The following is a 17,418-nucleotide window of genomic DNA, read 5'->3' as shown; positions in this document are numbered from 1 at the left end:
TACACCTCTCCTATTCTTCAATAACCGTATCATATTGGTTTTTTGTTAGAATTGCTTGACTAAGCTCCTGATCGTTTTTATTTTGGAAGCTTAATCGTAATACTCCAGTAATTCCTTCTCTTATTTCAAGTATTTCAATATTATTAATACTGATATCATGTTTAGCCAATAGTTCTATCACCTTTAGTAATGCACCAGGTTGATCAAAAATGTCTACATATATATCATAGTATGAAAGTAACGCTCCTTGTTTTCTGCTGTCTAATCCGTCGCGATAATCTCTTGCCTGTTCGAGGTATTCTTGAATTTGTGTTTTTTCACTAGTATCAATCAATGTCTTTAATTCTTTCATTTCTTCGATCCAGTCACCAAGTAACCGACTCATTTTCGAACGGTTTTGAAAAAATATATCTCTCCACATTAACGGATTACTGGACGCTATTCTTGTAATATCACGAAAACCACCAGCTGCAAGCTTAGGAATATATGGATGCGTTTTTTGCCAATTTTTTGCCTGATGAACGAGAGAAGATGCAATTAAGTGGGGAAAATGAGAAATAACACTAGTCATCTCATCATGTTCTTCGGGTTCCAAAATTAAAAATTTACAATTTGTCGGTGCCAGTAATGCTTGCAATACATCAAGATCCTGATTAGAACTGCTTCCTGTTGGAGATAGTACGTAAATGGCATTCTCAAATAAATGCTTTTTGGCTGCCTGTACACCTCTTTTATGAGAGCCAGCCATTGGATGACCGCCTATAAATGCAATGTTATCAGACTCAATTTGTGTTGCAGCTTCCATTATAGGCCCTTTAACAGACCCAACGTCTGTCATAATAATGTGCTTATCGAATGATAACTGATTTAATTGGTGAATTAAATCGACAGTCACCGAAACGGGTGCTGCAAAAATACAAATATCTGCCTGCACAACCGCCTCTTTAAATTCGTCATACACATCATCCACCATTTTATTCATTTTGGCATACTCTAAGGTGGTTTGATTTGTATCAAAGCCTAATAATGTAATACCTTCCGTGTCTTTTATATTTAAAGCGAGCGAGCCACCGATTAGACCGAGCCCCGCAATCAAAACCGTTTGCTTCACGATTATTCTCCTTTTATAATGTTGCTAAAAATTCTTTCAGATGTTGTTCTAATTCTTTCATTTGTTCCGCAGAACCGATCGTTATACGAACACCATTTGGATGACCTAATGCCTCACCAGAACGAACAATAAATCCTTTGGTTAACAAATATTCAAACAGTGCATCCCCTGATGACGGTAATTTCACAAATAGAAAATTGGCCTCTGAGTCATAGTAACTCAAATTTAAATTAGAGCAAGCTTCCATAAAAGCTTGTTTGTTTCGTAAATTTTCTTCATATGTATGTATTAGAAATGCTTCATCTTCTAATGCACAACGAGCTGCAATTTGCGAAACGGATGTTGTGTTAAATGGTCCTCTGGTAATGTTCAAGTTTGTAGCAATCTCTTCTGAAGATACACCATAACCAACACGAAGGTTCGCTAAACCATATGCCTTTGAAAAAGTGCGTAAGATTACTAAGTTTGGATAATCGTTAAGCAGGTCGATACTATCTGGGTTATTGGTTGATTCGATATATTCATAATACGCCTCATCCAATACAACCATTACATCTGCTGGACAATTAGTTAAGAAGTATACTAATTGATCTCGGTTAATTAATGAACCGGTTGGGTTGTTAGGTGAACATAACCATACTACTCGCGTCTGATTATTAATTTCCGATAGCATTGCATCCAAATTGTGGTGACCATCTGTTAGTGGCACTTCAACAATGTCTGCTCCTTGAATCACAGCATTATGTTTATATTGCGGGAAAGTCGGTGTGGCCATAACCGTATTGGTACCAGGTTCTAGATAAGTTCGGCAAATCAAATCCACAACTTCGTCAGAGCCACAGCCAAACGTTAGTTGTTTCTCATCAACTTGCAATTTTTCAGCAAGAGTTATGCGAAGTTCCGTAGCATAACCATCAGGATAGATTTCTAGATGATCGATAATGGTAGGAATAAGTTCTTTCACTTTTGGCGAATAGCCGAAGGGATTTTCGTTAGAAGCTAGCTTTGTTATTTTTGTTAAGCCATATTCTTTTTTTACATCCTCGATTTGTTTTCCAGGTGTGTATGGTGACATTTGTTGAAATACTTGTTTTGCTTTCACTGGTTTATCTCCTTTCTTTCGTATGATTGCTTTCTACTAGGTCTGGTCTTAATTTCACTGCATCATTTAAATAAATATGTTCTACTTCTTTCTGCGCCATGTTTGTATTCACCGTCATCATCACACGAATGCATTTCGGCAAACTACCTGGAACTTCAATTTCAGGCATGCACATAACGGGTACATACTTCCACCCTTCCAAAAGCCTTAATGCTTTAGCAGGAAAAGTTGCGTTAAGATCTGTTGTTACCGAGATCAAAACCTGTGCAATGGTCTCAGGATCTATATCATTATGTGAGGCCATTTCTTCAATTAATTGTTTGGTTGACTGAATAATTTCATCTACGTCATTATGTTCAACCGTAACGGCTCCTCGTATTCCTCGTATCATCGTGAATCCAACTCTCTCAAGAATTTTTCAAGTAGTTCTGTCAGTTCCGTATCTTCCACGTTTACAGTTATCGGATGACCAATATTTTTCAAAAGAACCATTTGTACTTTGGCATTTTCTGATTTTTTATCTTTCTTCATCCGCTTTATCAAATCATCCACTGACAGTGGAGGTAAAGTAAGTGGATAATGATTGTTTGACAGCCAACAGAACAATTCATTATATGGTAGTTTACTAGCCAGTTTATTCTCACTTACTCTAATGGCAAATAACATTCCGATTGCGACAGCTTCACCATGGGTAATTCGTCCATAACCTAACTCTGATTCAATGGCGTGTCCCAATGTATGACCGAAATTCAAGAACTTTCTTATATTTGATTCTTTCTCGTCTTGTTCAACAATACTTGCTTTTACCGCGATACCTTTTTGAATATGATCAGACAATACTTTTGGTCGAAGTTCTTTCGTTAAATCAACTTTTAGAATATCAGACAAATAGGCCTCATTACTAATAAACCCATGTTTCACAACCTCTGCATAACCAGATCGTTTTTCTTTATCTGGCAGTGAATGTAGTGTATCTATATCATACAGAACAGCTTGTGGTGGGTAGAAGTTGCCAATTAAATTCTTTCCTTCTGGATGATTTATGGCCACCTTCCCTCCGACACTGCTATCATGAGCTAGAATTGTAGTGGGTACTTGAATAAAGTCAATTCCTCGCATATAGGTCGCTGCTACAAATCCGGCTAAATCACCAATCATTCCTCCACCTAATGCGATTATTAATGATTTACGATCAAGCTGATATTGAATTGCATCGGTCAATAATTGATAGTATTGTTCTATACTCTTGGAGGATTCTCCTGCAGGCACAACACTGACATGGACCTTTGTATCAGCAGATAAGTGGCGAACCACTTTATCTGCATATAAGGAATGGACTTCTGAGTCTGTTATCACGAGAATGTTTGAATACTTCCTGGGCAAGTATTGATCAATATGATTAATAATAGCTTTGCCGACAAGCACATCATATTCGTTGGTATCCGTTTTGATTGTCTGTTTATGCATTAGAAGCACCTGATTTCCTCACGGTATTGATCAATCGCTTCTTTTAATTTAGGGAATTGATCATTTGGAAACTGTTCTAGAATCGATTTGGCAACTTCAAATGCTACGACATGCTCCATCACAACTGCAGCAGCAGGAACAGCACAGGAGTCAGATCGCTCAATACTTGCATTGAAAGGTTCTTTTGATTCAATATCTACACTTTGTAACGGTTTATACAAGGTCGGAATTGGTTTCATAACACCCTTCACAATTACTGGCATTCCTGTTGTCATACCACCTTCGAAACCGCCAAGACGATTTGTTTTTCTGTAGAAACCTCGCTCTTCTGACCATAATATTTCATCGTGAACGTCACTTCCGTTCTTACGAGCCGCTTCAAAGCCGATTCCAAATTCTACCCCTTTAAAAGCATTTATACTTTGTACAGCACCGGCGATACGTCCGTCAAGTTTGCGATCATAATGTACATATGAACCAATTCCCGCCGGAAGTCCTTCTATTGCAACTTCACAAACACCACCAATAGAATCTCCATCTTTCTTCGCTAGATCTATTGCATCCATCATTTGCTTGCCTACCGTTTCATCCAAGCAACGAACTGGTGATTCTTCTGAGATTTTAATCTTTTCTTTAATGGATAGATCAGGCTTTTCTTCTGCTTTTATACCTGCAATTTCCTTTACATAGCCGACAATTTCAATCCCTAAATGTTTTAACAATGTTTTAGCTACTGCACCAGCAGCAACACGTGCAGTTGTCTCACGTGCTGAAGAACGCTCCAGTATATTACGCATATCACGATGACCGTATTTTAAAGCACCATTCAAATCAGCATGACCAGGTCGTGCCCTTGTTACAACACGGCGAATCTTTTGATCCTCCTCCACAGGGTCTTCTCCCATTACATCGATCCAATGCTTAAAGTCATCATTATGCACAACGAGGGCGATTGGTGAACCTAGCGTGTAGCCATGGCGAACCCCTCCCACAATATCTACTAAATCTTTCTCTATTTGCATTCGTTTCCCTCTTCCATGTCCTTTCTGACGGCGGAGAAGAGAATCATTAATATCATCTTGTGTCAATGGCATCCGTGCCGGTAAACCTTCTATAATTGTAGTTTGCTGTTTACCATGTGATTCACCTGCTGTTAAATAACGCATGAATATCCCCCTTAATGATTAATTTTGTATTAATATACCATAGCAAATCAGTATTGTATGTAAATTTTCTGATTTTTGTGTTAATTAATTTTTTTGTAAAAAAAAGTATCCAGAACTTCCAAGCTATATTGATCTGGTGAAAATATTTGTTCCGTACTACCAACAAAAAAGATTCCATTTATATCCAACGATTGACTGAATTGCTGATAAATCGTACGCTTTGCCTCTTCCGTAAAGTAGATCAATACATTTCTGCAAACGATAAGATCCACTTGGTTTGGGTAAGGATCTGCTAATAGATTATGTTGTTTGAAACGTATGGATTCCTTTAATTTTTCATCGATCTTATATGTATCGCCTTCACGGTGAAAATATTGCTTTTTTAGATGGGGGGGCACTTCCTGTAATGCTCTTTCTTTGTAAATGCCCTGTTTTGCTCTTGCCAGAACATTCTGGTCAATATCGGTTGCAAGGATCTCAATATCAGATACTTTCCAGAATTGATTGGCGATGATTGCCAGGGTGTACGGTTCTTCCCCTGTTGAACAAGCAGCACTCCAAATTTTAATTCGTTTCTTCCTTTTGGAAAGCGGAGGAAAAATTTCATTCTCCAACACTTCCCATCGAGAAGGATTTCGAAAAAATTCGGAAACATTGATCGTCACTTTATCAAGAAACTCATTCATTACTTGCTGATCTGTGTTAATCGCCTGAAAAAAGTCATCAAATGAATGAAATCCCAATTTATTACGCAAGGATGTTAATCGCCTTTTCATTTGTGCTTCTTTGTATAAAGACAAATCAAGGCCTGTTTTTTTGTAGACTTGACTAGTAAAGACTTGATAATCCGACATCTTCCGTCTCCCTCAATAGCTTTTTTCTATTTATGACAACCAGTTATCTATATCTTTCGCATAGTCCTGTATTTCTTCAGGATTGAAAAATAATTGGATTTCTCGATCGGCACTTTCTGGTGAATCGGACCCATGAATGATGTTTCGGTGTGTCATAATACCAAAATCTCCACGAATCGTTCCTACCGCAGCTTCTTGAGGATTTGTTTTCCCCATCATTTTTCTAGAAGTTTCAATTACATTCTCCCCTTGCCAGACCATCGCAAATACTGGTCCTGAAGTGATGAAAGATACTAAGTCCCCAAAGAAAGGCTTTTCTTCATGTTCTGCATAATGGTTCTTTGCTGTTTCTTCCGGGATTGTCATAAGCTTAGCTGCTAATAGTTTAAATCCTTTTTGTTCAAATCTTTTTACAATTTCCCCAATTAGATTTCGTTGTACTGCATCTGGTTTTACCATCAAAAACGTTTTTTCCATGTTATCACCTCATTATAATTTTCTATTGCCTATATAATTTGCAATTCTAGCTAAAGCATCTTTAGCCTGATTGGCTGGTAATAATTCTAAAGAATCATACGCCTTTCTGAGATAGAGATCACTTACGGTTCTTGCTTGTGAAATAGCATCAGAGTTAGCAATTTGCTCGATAATTGGTCGCATTCTTTCTGGTGTTACTTCATGCTTGTTTTCAAATGCCTTTTCTAAATCTTTTTTTATGTAATCATTTTCTAATGCATAGAGAACGGGTAAGGTAATATTTCCTTGAATCAAGTCACTGCCCGCAGGTTTACCCAGTTCTTTCTCAGATGCTGTAAAATCCAATATGTCGTCAATAATTTGATAAGACATCCCCATATAGTAGCCATACCGGAATAAAACCTTCTCTGTATGCTTATCCGTATTCGCCACGATGGCACCTAACTGACAACTTGATGAAATTAACAGTGCTGTCTTGCGCTTGATTCTGCGTAAGTATGTTCGCAAATTTTGTTGAAGATTATATTTGTCTTTAATTTGTTCAATCTCGCCTACGGTCAGTTCCATCATTGTTTTTGCTAAGATTTGATGAGCTCTGGGCTTATTAATATCGGTAAATTGCTGCAATGCTTTAGCAAAAATGTAATCACCAGTCAGCATCGCAACTTGATTATCCCAATTTGCTTTGACGGTGGGTTTTCCCCTTCTCATATTGGAATCGTCAATCACATCATCATGCACCAGTGATGCCATGTGTATCAATTCAAGAGAACTAGCCACATTTTTTATATGGTCTAGATTGTATTCTCCAAATTTAGAGGCTAATACAACAAATACCGGTCTTAAACGTTTCCCACCAGCTTTCAATAATTGAATAGAGGCTTCGTGGAGGACAGGTTGGTCTGCGTGTACCGTTTTTTCTAGTGCATCTTCAATTACGGATAAATCTTTTTTGATAAATGCATATGTCTTTGCAAGCTTCATATAATGTCACCTTTATTTCTTTTCGTGTTTTTCACCTAGATGCATGGCTGCTACGCCGCCTGTATAACTTTTATACTGCACATTGATAAGGCCTGCATCTTCAAATAGCTTTTTCAGTGCCTCTTTACCTGGAAAATCTTTAGCAGACTCATGTAACCATACATATTCTTGATAGCTTTTTGCGAAAATTTTCCCAAATAAAGGCATGATATTTTTGAAATAGAAATAGTAGATTTTGCGAAATAATTTACCGGTAGGCTGAGAAGTTTCTAAACATACTACTTTTCCACCTGGTTTTACTACGCGGTGCATTTCCTTCAAAGTTTGTAAATAATCAGGAACATTACGTAACCCGAAACCGATTGTAATGTAATCAAAATAATTATCTTCAAATGGCAGATCCATCGCATTACCATGAACAAACTTAACATTTTCGAGAGGGTGTTGCTGTTTTCTTTCCTCTGCCACTGATAGCATATTTTGACTGAAATCAAGGCCTATTACTTCCCCATTTTCACCTACTGCCTCTGACAAAGCAAATGACCAGTCACCTGTCCCGCAGCAAACATCCAATGCATTTTCCCCATTTTTAACTTGCATTTTTTTCATTACATCCTGTCGCCATTTTTTATGGCGTTGAAAAGAGATAATAGAGTTCATATGATCATAATTACTATAGATTTTTTCAAATACTTGATGTACTTTTTCTTCTTTTGATTGTTTTGTCATTGTGATAATCCTTCTTCCAGCACCAAATTCCATGTGTTTTCTGATCTAAGCTGATACAAATCAATCTCTTTAGGAATGATAACTTGCTCATTATTAACAGTAAGTGTGTCTAATTCATGAGATACCTTTTTTATATACTCTTTCAATGCTTTCGCAAGCTGCTGATTGTCCTGTATCGTGGCGATATTTTCTTTTGCCAGGCGGTGAAAGAAATTGTTGTTTCCTTTTTGAAGCGAGACTAGTTCAAACTCAAGCCGCTTAAGAATGATCCATTTGTTAAGATAATGGTTATCATCCGATTTGTTCACATATTGCGCCACCTTATCAATTAATACACATTCAATTTCTTTATAATCCGACATAAAATGATTAAAGTCACGATATTTACTGTAGTAAAACGTCATCTTCGCTTGTGTCATTTCATTGATGCCATCTGCAAGTAGTCGAATAAAGCTGATGTTTTCAATATTAGCTAGAAGATGATAATAGATGCCAGAATAATAATCACCAGCGAGTACAGTTAATTGCTGCTCCATCACATTTTCTTCGTTAAAATGAACATTGATTTGATCATGCGTATTTAAGGCAATCTGCACAAGCATTGTAGTCCGGACTAATTCATCCTGGTTCGGTTTGTCTTTTACCAGGTTATCGATAGCGACGATTTTATGTATATCCAGTTCCGGACTATTCAGGTGTTTGCTCAGAAAACTTTGCTGGATGGTCTGATGTATTAAATTTGTATAGTATTTTATCGTTTCTGTATATGTCATTATACTCACCGCAATTCTTCAAAATCCTATTCTATTTTAACATAGTATAACATAAGTTTACATCATCCTGACCAGATTAAACATGTTACGATTGATGGAAGGATATTTATAGAGGGGTCAATTGCTTAGAGGTAAGAAAAAAGGGTGCGGTATGCACCCTTTTTATTGCCCATATGTAATACCATATTATTTTACGATATCTTTAAGGGCTTTACCTGGTTTAAAAGCAGGCACTTTGCTTGCTGGAATTTCGATTTCATCCCCAGTTTGTGGATTACGCCCTTTACGTGCAGCACGCTCGCGTACTTCAAAATTACCAAAACCAATTAGTTGAACTTTTTCGCTATCTTTTAGTGAATCCATGATAGATTCAAAAACTGCATCTACAGCTTTTGTTGCATCTTTTTTAGATAGTTCACTTTTTTCAGCAACTGCATTGATTAGATCTGTTTTGTTCATGATATTCACCTCCTCCCAATGTAAGCTATAAATTTTTAACAAATGGAATATTTATAGCTAATTGCCATCTTTAAAGGATGACAAGGCTTATCATAACTGAGATTTAAAGATAATTCAACAATTTATAGCTATTCAGCAAGAAAAAAATAATATTTTGTCTATTTATTGTTAAGTTATCCTGAATGTTATCACATGTAATTCTACGATGCAAGTGTTTTCAAACGTTGATATAATAATCTTTTGCTGATTTATTGTTTCCTATTACCTATTATTGCCATATAACTAGCTGAATATACAGTAAAAACGTGAGAATAAGCGCTATCTCTCGTTTATTTTAAAGTCCCTCTTGAAAATAGCAAATCGTTCCAGTAAAACATTTGCTAATATACTATACTTATCCAAAAATAAAAACCGGGAATTTATGCCCCGGTTTTCTTCGAAATTCTTGCTTAACATTCATTTGGAAGTGTCTAAGAATACACAAACAAAAAAAGCGTAATGTCTCTACATTAACGCTTTTTTTCTAAATGGTTATAATATGATGGCGATTAGTCCGCCTGATCCTTCATTGATGATGCGCTCTAATGTTTCTTTCAATTTAAATCTGGCGTTTTCAGGCATTAATGACAGTTTAGCCTGGATTCCTTCCCTTACGATAGAGCTTAAAGAGCGTCCGAAAATATCAGATTGCCAGATGGAAAGCGGGTCCTCTTCAAAATCTTGCATTAGATAACGAACTAATTCCTCACTTTGTTTTTCCGTACCGATAATAGGAGCAAATTCTGATTCCACATCAACTTTGATCATGTGAATAGAAGGTGCAACAGCTTTCAATCTAACACCGAAGCGAGGTCCTTGACGAATAATCTCTGGCTCTTCTAATGCCATGTCCGCTAAAGCAGGTGCTGCTACCCCATAGCCTGTTTGCTTCACCATTTTTAATGCATCTGAAATTTGATCATATTCTCGCTTTGCATTAGTGAATTCTTGCATAAGTTGAAGCAAGTGATCTTTTCCGCGGATCTCTTCGCCTACAATTTCTTTTAATACTTGGTCATATAATTCATCCGGTGCGTGAAGATCGATATCTGCTACACCTTCACCCATTTCAATCCCTGCTAGTGAAGCTTGCTGAATGTAATCAAATTGGTCAAATTGGCCGATAACATGATCTACATCTCGTAAACGTCTAATATCTTTTACCGTTTCTTCGATTGCAAGCTGATAATTTTGTCGAAGCCAATGTGATTCATCAAGCACTAGTACCCAGCTTGGTAAATTAACATTCACTTCAAGTACTGGAAACTCATAAAGAACTTCACGCAGAACATTATTAACATCATGTTCTGACATGCTTTCAACACTCATGGACAACACTGGAATATCGTGTTTTTCAGATAGTTCTTGTCTTAATAATTCAGTTTCCTGATTATAAGGTTGGACAGAGTTAATGATCATGATGAAAGGCTTTCCTACTTCTTTTAGTTCGTCCACCACACGATTTTCTGCTTCTTCATAATCTTCACGAGGGATCTCGCCAATCGAGCCGTCTGTCGTAACGACAATACCCATCGTAGAGTGTTCTTGGATGACCTTTCGAGTTCCGATTTCCGCTGCATCATGAAAAGGAATCGGTTCTTCATACCAAGGTGTGTGAATCATCCGTGGACCATTTTCATCTTCGAACCCTTGTGCACTATTTACCGTATACCCAACACAATCTACTAATCGGACATTTACTTCTAATCCTTCTTCTACTGTTAACGATACAGCTTGGTTTGGAACAAATTTTGGCTCTGTTGTCATAATAGTTTTTCCTGCTGCACTTTGTGGTAATTCATCTTGCGCTCTTAGTCTATCACTTTCATTTGCGATATTAGGCAAGACCGTCTTTTCCATGAACTTCTTAATAAATGTTGATTTCCCTGTTCGAACTGCACCAACGACTCCTAAATAAATATCACCATTCGTTCGCTTTGAAATATCCTTGAAGATATCTACCCTTTCCAAATGATCCCCTCCCGATCTGTTCGACCTCATCATTCATTCGAATCTTTGACAATTCTATTCTATGATGTTGTCCTACTATTTTATGCAAGATATTCGCATAATAAATAAACTTTCATGGAATATACGTCAACTCAGTTATCCAGTACTAATGACAAGGTATGAAAGTGGAACATTGAATATGCCCATTTATTTGAAACTTGGCCAATTCGTTATGACTTCAATATGATACATGAAGCATTATACTTCACTATCTTTTTAAAGAAAAATTTGCTCCCTCCGAGCGTTCTAACTAACTTGAATATGTACAAAGCTACCTATAATACAGATTATGTTAAGTGGTGCTAGACATTATGTATTATCTGAATGAGTATATACTTTCCTGTGACATCAGTTGTAGAGCCTGCACTCTTGCGCAGGCCAATCACGTAGACTCCCGTGGGATTTGCCGTGCCCCACAGGCGCGAAGTGATTTGCCTGAGCGATATCTGATTGTTTCTGCAATTCGCCTTTAAGCTTTCTAAACGCAGAATGAGATGAACCACGTTACCTCCTGTTTAATCGATCAGAATGGCAATTCTTTTGCGTATATAAGAAAAAAACTTACCCAATCGGATAAGTTTTTTTCGTTGATTACCAGCCTTCCTCGAGATCAGGCGCAAAGACTGGTTCTCCATCTTTAATTGTATACGGAATACTGTAAGCAGGAACAACCGGATAATCTTTTATTAATATAGGACGAATATCGTCTCCGTTATTATATTGGTGTTCTTTACTTTGAAGTGCTTGGTAAAGGTCAATCCGGTAATCGATCAATAATTCACCTTCAGCGGTAATATAAACAGGCAACGTGTTTTCAGAATAGGGACTGTGCACTTGTGGTTTTGCATCCAGGTTTAGTTTCTCATAGTCCAGTTCGTAAATACCTTCTGCTACCTTCTTACCGAATGGAGGATATGTATGATCGCTACGATAAATGAAAAGTCGTTGTTGAATTGTTCGAATCTCATCCGTTAAATGCAAGTCAATCACTTTAACCGTAGGGTTTTCTTCAACATCGACAAGTACATATTGATAACTACCGCCATTTTCAAAAGCAGTGGCAGGAATCGATTGAATTAGTCCGTTTTGTTTTAACATGCTGAAATCGATCACATATTTTTGATATAATGGCGTGTCATTTTCTTTTGTCTGAATTGGTAATAATCCTCCCGTTTGTTCCGAATATTGATTTATCGCTTGTTGTACAGTTTGAAGCTGAGTATCATTTGAAATCTGATTTTCACTTAGGTTTTCTTCCGGATACATACAGCCGGCCAGTAAAATAACACTTAATAAAAGCGCTGTGAATTTATGTAACATTACGTTTCTCATCCTCCTTATCAGGCACCCGTAGGTCCACTTAAAACAACTAAGGCAATAATGATCCCACCAAAGAATAAGCAAACGTATGCAATAACTGCTACTATGATGGATAGTATACCTTTCAATTTATATCTGCTTAATAATATTAACACCATTGCAAGAATGAGTGCACCCATCCCTCCAAAGGATATCCACATTTTCATTAATGAAGCTGACAACTGTTTTTCATCCTCTCTAGGCATAATTCGATAAAGATTCGCTACATATTATAACATAGTTTTCAAAGAGAGATAACTATATGTTAGCAGTCTGACAAACTTGCAATAAATGGGCTTATTCAACTAATAAATAATAAAAAAACCGAAGCAGTAGGGGAAGATCTACTCCGGTTAATGACTAAATAAATACCCATTATCACCCTGAAAGTGAATGCTTGTGCGGTTTATTGTATGCGAAGCAATATTACCTTGCATCCTCATGTGCCTATGAATACTAATTTTTAAATAATTTACTTAGAGTACCAATATCCTTAGGCATATTATTATTGATAATGGCCTTGACAATTTTATCCTCTTTTTGCTTTGATACAGGTTTACCGGAGAGGCGAGCCAATTGCTTCACTAATTTTCTTACTGTTTTTTCATCAGAAAAATCAGCACTCTGAACCGATTGGGCCACTTTCATGATTTGATCTGGTTGAATATTTGATTTTTTCTGGATCTGATCGAACATATTTTGTTTAAAATCACTCAAAATAACTCCTCCTAACTACTATAGTCATTCCTATAGTATGCAGGGAGGAGTTAAACAGTTAATCCTTATCTCGATTGAAGAGAATATCAGAAATATCATCAATTTCTGTCGTTCTGTCTCTCGCCATTAACTCATCTACTACTTTTTTTGGCGACTTATTTTGGTGAATGACATCGTAAATTCCTGTCGTAATCGGCATTTCTATTTTCTCTTCTTGGCCTAGTTGAGTCACTGCTTCAGTCGTACGAATTCCTTCTACAACCATCCCCATCTTACTGAGGACCTCATCTAACGATAATCCTTGGCCGAGTAAGTTACCAGCTCGCCAATTTCTGCTGTGTGAACTTGTACAAGTTACGATGAGATCGCCAACGCCTGTCAATCCAATAAAAGTTAAAGGATTAGCACCCTTTACAGATGCCAATCGTGTGATTTCAGCAAGCCCTCTTGTAATGAGCGCTGCTTTCGCATTATCTCCATAGCCAAGCCCATCGGAAATACCAGCACCTAAAGCTATAATATTTTTTAAAGCGCCTCCCAATTCTACTCCTATCACATCCGTACTCGTGTACACTCTGAAATATTGATTCATAAATAAATCCTGTGTAAACGAAGCTAACGATTCATCTTCAGAAGCTGCTGTTACAGTGGTTGGATGTTTTAAGCTTACTTCTTCAGCATGGCTCGGCCCTGACAGCACGGCCACTTCCTGATAATGAGTACTATCCAGTTCTTCGTTAATCATTTCAGAAATACGGTAATGACTGTCAGGTTCAATACCTTTACTTGCATGAATCATAACAACCTGATGACGCAGAACCTGATCTAATCGTTGACATGTTTCACGAATAGCTTTTGTTGGAACAACTAATACAATTGCTTCTACTTCTTCAACTGCCAATGCTAAATCGTCATGGATAGTTAAAGAGGACGGTAATGGAATGTCGGGAAGATATTTCTGGTTCTTCCCTTCTTGCTCCATTCGTTGCTTTTGCTCCGTATTATGTGTCCAAATCCTAACGTCGTGATGGTTATCGCATAACACCATTGCTAAAGCTGTTCCCCAGCTACCCGCACCAATTACAGCTACTTTTGACATGCTGATCACCTCTAACTACGTTTTCTCGCATAGATTTTAATCGGGGTACCTTCGAATCCAAATGCTTCACGAATTTGGTTTTCTAGGAAGCGTTCATAAGAAAAGTGCATAAGCTCTGGATCATTGACGAATACCACAAATGTTGGTGGTTTTACGGCCACCTGCGTCGCATAAAGAACCTTTAATTTCTTTCCATGCTTAGATGGTGCTGGATTAATCGCTAGTGCATCCATGATTACATCATTTAATACGTTTGTTTCCACCCGTTTTGTATGGTTTTCACTTGCCTGGATTACTTTAGGTAATAATGTGTGAATTCGTTTTTTTGTTTTTGCCGATAAATAAATGATGGGAGCATAATCTAAAAATTGAAAATGCGCTCGTACTTTTTCTTCAAATTCTTTAATCGCCTGATCATGTTGCAAAATAGTATCCCATTTGTTGACTACAATTACGACTGCTTTACCAGCATCATGAGCATAACCGGCGATTTTTTTATCTTGTTCAATAATACCTGTTTCAGCATCGATCAATGTTAATACAACATCAGACCGTTCAATGGCCTTCAAAGCACGGAGAATACTGTATTTTTCGGTAGTTTCATAGATTTTTCCTCGTTTTCGCATTCCTGCTGTGTCTATGATCACGAACTCTCGATCATCTTTTTCAAAATTAGTGTCGATTGCGTCCCTTGTCGTTCCCGCAATGTCACTGACAATTACACGTTCTTCATTTAAAAGTGCATTGACTAAAGATGACTTCCCGACATTCGGCCTTCCGATCAAGCTGAAATGTATAATATCATCATCCACTATTTCATTTTCCCGTTCTGGAAATAAATTAACGACACTATCTAATAAATCGCCTAAACCTAGTCCATGAGTACCAGAAATCGGGTATGGCTCCCCAAATCCTAATGCATAGAACTCATAAATCTGCTCACGCATATCAGGATTATCAACTTTATTTACTGCCAGTACAACTGGTTTATTGGATTTATATAATATTTTGGAAACTTCTTCATCTGCAGCTGTAATCCCTTCTCTTCCATTGACAAGAAAAATGATGACATCCGCTTCACGAATTGCAACTTCTGCTTGTTCACGCATTTGTATTAATAATGGCTCATCACCAATTTCAATACCACCTGTATCAATTAAACGAAAAGTGGAATTGAGCCATTCTGCTTTGGCGTATATCCGATCCCGTGTTACACCTGGAATATCTTCTACAATAGAAATTCTTTCTCCTACCAATCGGTTAAAGATGGTAGATTTCCCTACATTTGGCCTTCCTACAATTGCTACTACAGAACTTCTCATGAAGGCACATCCTTCCTACTAATTAATTTTCTGCTAAATTTGTGTAAATTATCACTTTACTAAATTACCACAACTGTACCAATGAAAACAAGTTTATTTCATTTAGTTTACATAATAATATTATCGTTTACTAACTATCAATGTTTGACTATAATATAAATTTCATCACTTAACGCATGACTGATTCCATCCAAGATTGCTTCCAAGTTTGCAGCTACTTTGTCCATTTCTTCTTTTGATTCACAAATGAAAATGGATGCTCCTGCCGTTACTTTGCTGGCATCAGTTGTAATGGTTGCTAATATCGCTTTCTCTAACACCATTATGCACCACTCCTTTTATCAGCACTGGATTCAGATGGCATACGAATAGCATTCTCGAGAACAGGAACGGATTGCAATACTTTTAAGGCTTTCTTGTTGTCTTTCTCTTGTGGTAATATAAAAATACCAATTCTGCCATCATCTAAATCACGTTTAATTAACGGAACCAGTGCGGGTGTACCCGAATCTCGTACAACTCCCAATGAAACGGAAATATCATGCAAGATGGCCTGTCGCTGCCCTAAATTAGCAATGGTCGAGCGGACATCGAAGTTTTTTGGTTTCATGACGAATCCCATTCCGTATTTTAATATTTCCTCCTGTCGTTCTGGTAACCCGATATTCATAATGTAAATATTGTCTACATAAAGACCTGCTCCATCGAAGGAAATTTTAGAAAGTTCAATGTCAACGATATCCTTCATCGTTGATCCGCTCATATATTTGTGAATAAGCAAATAACAAATGAACGCCACAATAACAGCTGCATATATATTTAAGGCTATGTATGTTAATGTTGAAAGCAACGAAGTAAAAATAACTAAATAATTTCGACTTTCAAATGCTATGGCAATACCTTCTATATATGTCTTCCCTCTCGGCACCAATTCATAACTATCCATTTCTGTCAGCGTATTCCGTTCCATGTTACGCACTTCTCGAAATTGTGAAGCAGCAATGGTGAGAAACGTGACGGCTGTATATTCTTTTTCTAATATTGCAGGTACCGCTACCGCACCTAAATTGGCAGCGATAAACCCTAATGCTAAATGAATGATTTTACCGTGTAAATAGGTAGGATACTGTCGGTAATCCGTTTTCAACATAACCATTCTAGCAAGCGTCCCAATAATAATACCGAATAGAATCGGATATATGAATGGATTCACGTATTCCACCTCTTTTTGTACTCGAGTGATTTGATAAAGCTTTCAATCTTTATCATTATATATTCCCAGCAAGATTGAATAGCGATAATGAACAGAATGGCAAATATTATCGTAAAGTATGTTTCATAATTGACCGTATACTGTAAGTGATAACTGTTACAAATGATCAGATAAAACAATTGGCCAAAGCTGCATCCAGCTATTATTATCGTGATTTGCTCATCTTTGTTCTTCGTGAATAGATGAATCAGTAGAAATCCGCTAATAATGGCAATCATAATAAAAGTATTTTCATCGAGAACAGGACTTGTGATGCGCCAAATAAAGTAAACAGCGTAGAGGTAACTTATAAACAGAACGAGTAAATATCTTTTTACAGGAAATTTAGTCAATATTACCATCATTACTGCATACATAAGCAAAAATAAAAACAAACCGTTAACGGGTAAATCTCCTATTATTAGTTTTATGGGTAAAAGAATTAAACACAGATAAAGTAAGACCATATATTTTAATCGATTCCTGTTCTTACGCATA

At 37.1% G+C, this 17,418-nt stretch carries 20 protein-coding genes; all 20 read right to left on the bottom strand.

From position 1 onward, the window contains the following. Nucleotides 1-10 precede the first annotated feature (10 nt). The 20 genes from MUN88_RS16185 to MUN88_RS16090 all read right to left on the bottom strand — a co-directional run bounded on the left by MUN88_RS16185 (nt 11) and on the right by MUN88_RS16090 (nt 17,417). Nucleotides 11-1,111, bottom strand: a complete 1,101-nt coding sequence (locus MUN88_RS16185) for a prephenate dehydrogenase (RefSeq protein WP_244716863.1) — start codon at nt 1,109-1,111, stop codon at nt 11-13. A gap of 13 nt (nt 1,112-1,124) precedes the next feature. Continuing rightward, nucleotides 1,125-2,213 (bottom strand): histidinol-phosphate transaminase, encoded by a 1,089-nt coding sequence (gene hisC / locus MUN88_RS16180; protein WP_244716861.1) that lies wholly within the window; start codon nt 2,211-2,213, stop codon nt 1,125-1,127. Nucleotides 2,214-2,217: 4 nt separating this feature from the next. Continuing rightward, nucleotides 2,218-2,604, bottom strand: coding sequence for a chorismate mutase (aroH, locus tag MUN88_RS16175; RefSeq protein ID WP_244716859.1), 387 nt, complete (start codon nt 2,602-2,604; stop codon nt 2,218-2,220). Then, the gene (gene aroB, locus MUN88_RS16170) at nt 2,601-3,680 is read right to left on the bottom strand and encodes a 3-dehydroquinate synthase (RefSeq protein WP_244716857.1); all 1,080 of its coding nucleotides are present in this window, start codon (nt 3,678-3,680) and stop codon (nt 2,601-2,603) included. Before aroB ends, aroH begins: the two co-directional genes overlap by 4 nt. After that, the gene (aroC, locus tag MUN88_RS16165) at nt 3,680-4,846 is read right to left on the bottom strand and encodes a chorismate synthase (RefSeq protein ID WP_244716854.1); all 1,167 of its coding nucleotides are present in this window, start codon (nt 4,844-4,846) and stop codon (nt 3,680-3,682) included. Before aroC ends, aroB begins: the two co-directional genes overlap by 1 nt. An 80-nt stretch (nt 4,847-4,926) precedes the next feature. Further along, complete coding sequence (locus MUN88_RS16160) at nt 4,927-5,700, bottom strand: CheR family methyltransferase (RefSeq protein WP_244716852.1); 774 nt, start codon at nt 5,698-5,700, stop codon at nt 4,927-4,929. Nucleotides 5,701-5,730: 30 nt separating this feature from the next. Then, complete coding sequence (gene ndk / locus MUN88_RS16155) at nt 5,731-6,177, bottom strand: nucleoside-diphosphate kinase (protein ID WP_244716850.1); 447 nt, start codon at nt 6,175-6,177, stop codon at nt 5,731-5,733. Nucleotides 6,178-6,189: 12 nt separating this feature from the next. Further along, on the bottom strand, nt 6,190-7,161 hold the full coding sequence (gene hepT / locus MUN88_RS16150; RefSeq protein ID WP_244716848.1) for a heptaprenyl diphosphate synthase component II: 972 nt from the start codon (nt 7,159-7,161) through the stop codon (nt 6,190-6,192). Nucleotides 7,162-7,173: 12 nt separating this feature from the next. Further along, complete coding sequence (locus tag MUN88_RS16145; RefSeq protein ID WP_244716846.1) at nt 7,174-7,890, bottom strand: demethylmenaquinone methyltransferase; 717 nt, start codon at nt 7,888-7,890, stop codon at nt 7,174-7,176. Continuing rightward, on the bottom strand, nt 7,887-8,663 hold the full coding sequence (locus MUN88_RS16140) for a heptaprenyl diphosphate synthase component 1 (protein WP_244716845.1): 777 nt from the start codon (nt 8,661-8,663) through the stop codon (nt 7,887-7,889). The genes MUN88_RS16145 and MUN88_RS16140 overlap by 4 nt, the downstream gene beginning before the upstream one ends. A gap of 186 nt (nt 8,664-8,849) precedes the next feature. Next, a complete protein-coding gene (hbs, locus tag MUN88_RS16135) occupies nt 8,850-9,122 on the bottom strand; it encodes a non-specific DNA-binding protein Hbs (RefSeq protein ID WP_244716843.1) in 273 nt (90 codons plus the stop codon). A 531-nt stretch (nt 9,123-9,653) separates the two neighbouring features. Next, nucleotides 9,654-11,132, bottom strand: a complete 1,479-nt coding sequence (gene spoIVA / locus MUN88_RS16130) for a stage IV sporulation protein A (protein WP_244716842.1) — start codon at nt 11,130-11,132, stop codon at nt 9,654-9,656. 630 nt (nt 11,133-11,762) lie between these two features. Continuing rightward, nucleotides 11,763-12,491, bottom strand: coding sequence for a YphF family lipoprotein (locus MUN88_RS16125; protein WP_244716841.1), 729 nt, complete (start codon nt 12,489-12,491; stop codon nt 11,763-11,765). 20 nt (nt 12,492-12,511) lie between these two features. After that, the gene (locus tag MUN88_RS16120) at nt 12,512-12,712 is read right to left on the bottom strand and encodes a DUF2768 domain-containing protein (protein ID WP_244716839.1); all 201 of its coding nucleotides are present in this window, start codon (nt 12,710-12,712) and stop codon (nt 12,512-12,514) included. Between the two features lie 274 nt (nt 12,713-12,986). After that, the gene (locus tag MUN88_RS16115) at nt 12,987-13,247 is read right to left on the bottom strand and encodes a stage VI sporulation protein F (RefSeq protein ID WP_244716838.1); all 261 of its coding nucleotides are present in this window, start codon (nt 13,245-13,247) and stop codon (nt 12,987-12,989) included. Between the two features lie 58 nt (nt 13,248-13,305). Next, nucleotides 13,306-14,346 (bottom strand): NAD(P)H-dependent glycerol-3-phosphate dehydrogenase, encoded by a 1,041-nt coding sequence (locus MUN88_RS16110; RefSeq protein ID WP_244716837.1) that lies wholly within the window; start codon nt 14,344-14,346, stop codon nt 13,306-13,308. 11 nt (nt 14,347-14,357) lie between these two features. Then, nucleotides 14,358-15,668: a ribosome biogenesis GTPase Der gene (gene der / locus MUN88_RS16105; protein WP_244716835.1), complete on the bottom strand. Its 1,311-nt coding sequence runs from the start codon at nt 15,666-15,668 to the stop codon at nt 14,358-14,360. Between the two features lie 137 nt (nt 15,669-15,805). Then, the gene (locus tag MUN88_RS16100; RefSeq protein ID WP_244716834.1) at nt 15,806-15,991 is read right to left on the bottom strand and encodes a capping complex subunit for YIEGIA; all 186 of its coding nucleotides are present in this window, start codon (nt 15,989-15,991) and stop codon (nt 15,806-15,808) included. Then, a complete protein-coding gene (locus MUN88_RS16095) occupies nt 15,991-16,881 on the bottom strand; it encodes a YIEGIA family protein (protein WP_244716833.1) in 891 nt (296 codons plus the stop codon). The genes MUN88_RS16100 and MUN88_RS16095 overlap by 1 nt, the downstream gene beginning before the upstream one ends. Beyond that, complete coding sequence (locus MUN88_RS16090) at nt 16,878-17,417, bottom strand: YphA family membrane protein (protein WP_440136860.1); 540 nt, start codon at nt 17,415-17,417, stop codon at nt 16,878-16,880. The genes MUN88_RS16095 and MUN88_RS16090 overlap by 4 nt, the downstream gene beginning before the upstream one ends. Nucleotide 17,418: the final 1 nt, after the last annotated feature.

The sequence above is a fragment of the Gracilibacillus caseinilyticus genome (assembly GCF_022919115.1).
Taxonomy (GTDB): Bacteria; Bacillota; Bacilli; order Bacillales; family Amphibacillaceae; genus Gracilibacillus; species Gracilibacillus caseinilyticus.
The sequence above is the reverse complement of the archived record's forward strand: the minus strand, read 5'-3'. Positions and strand labels throughout refer to the sequence as shown.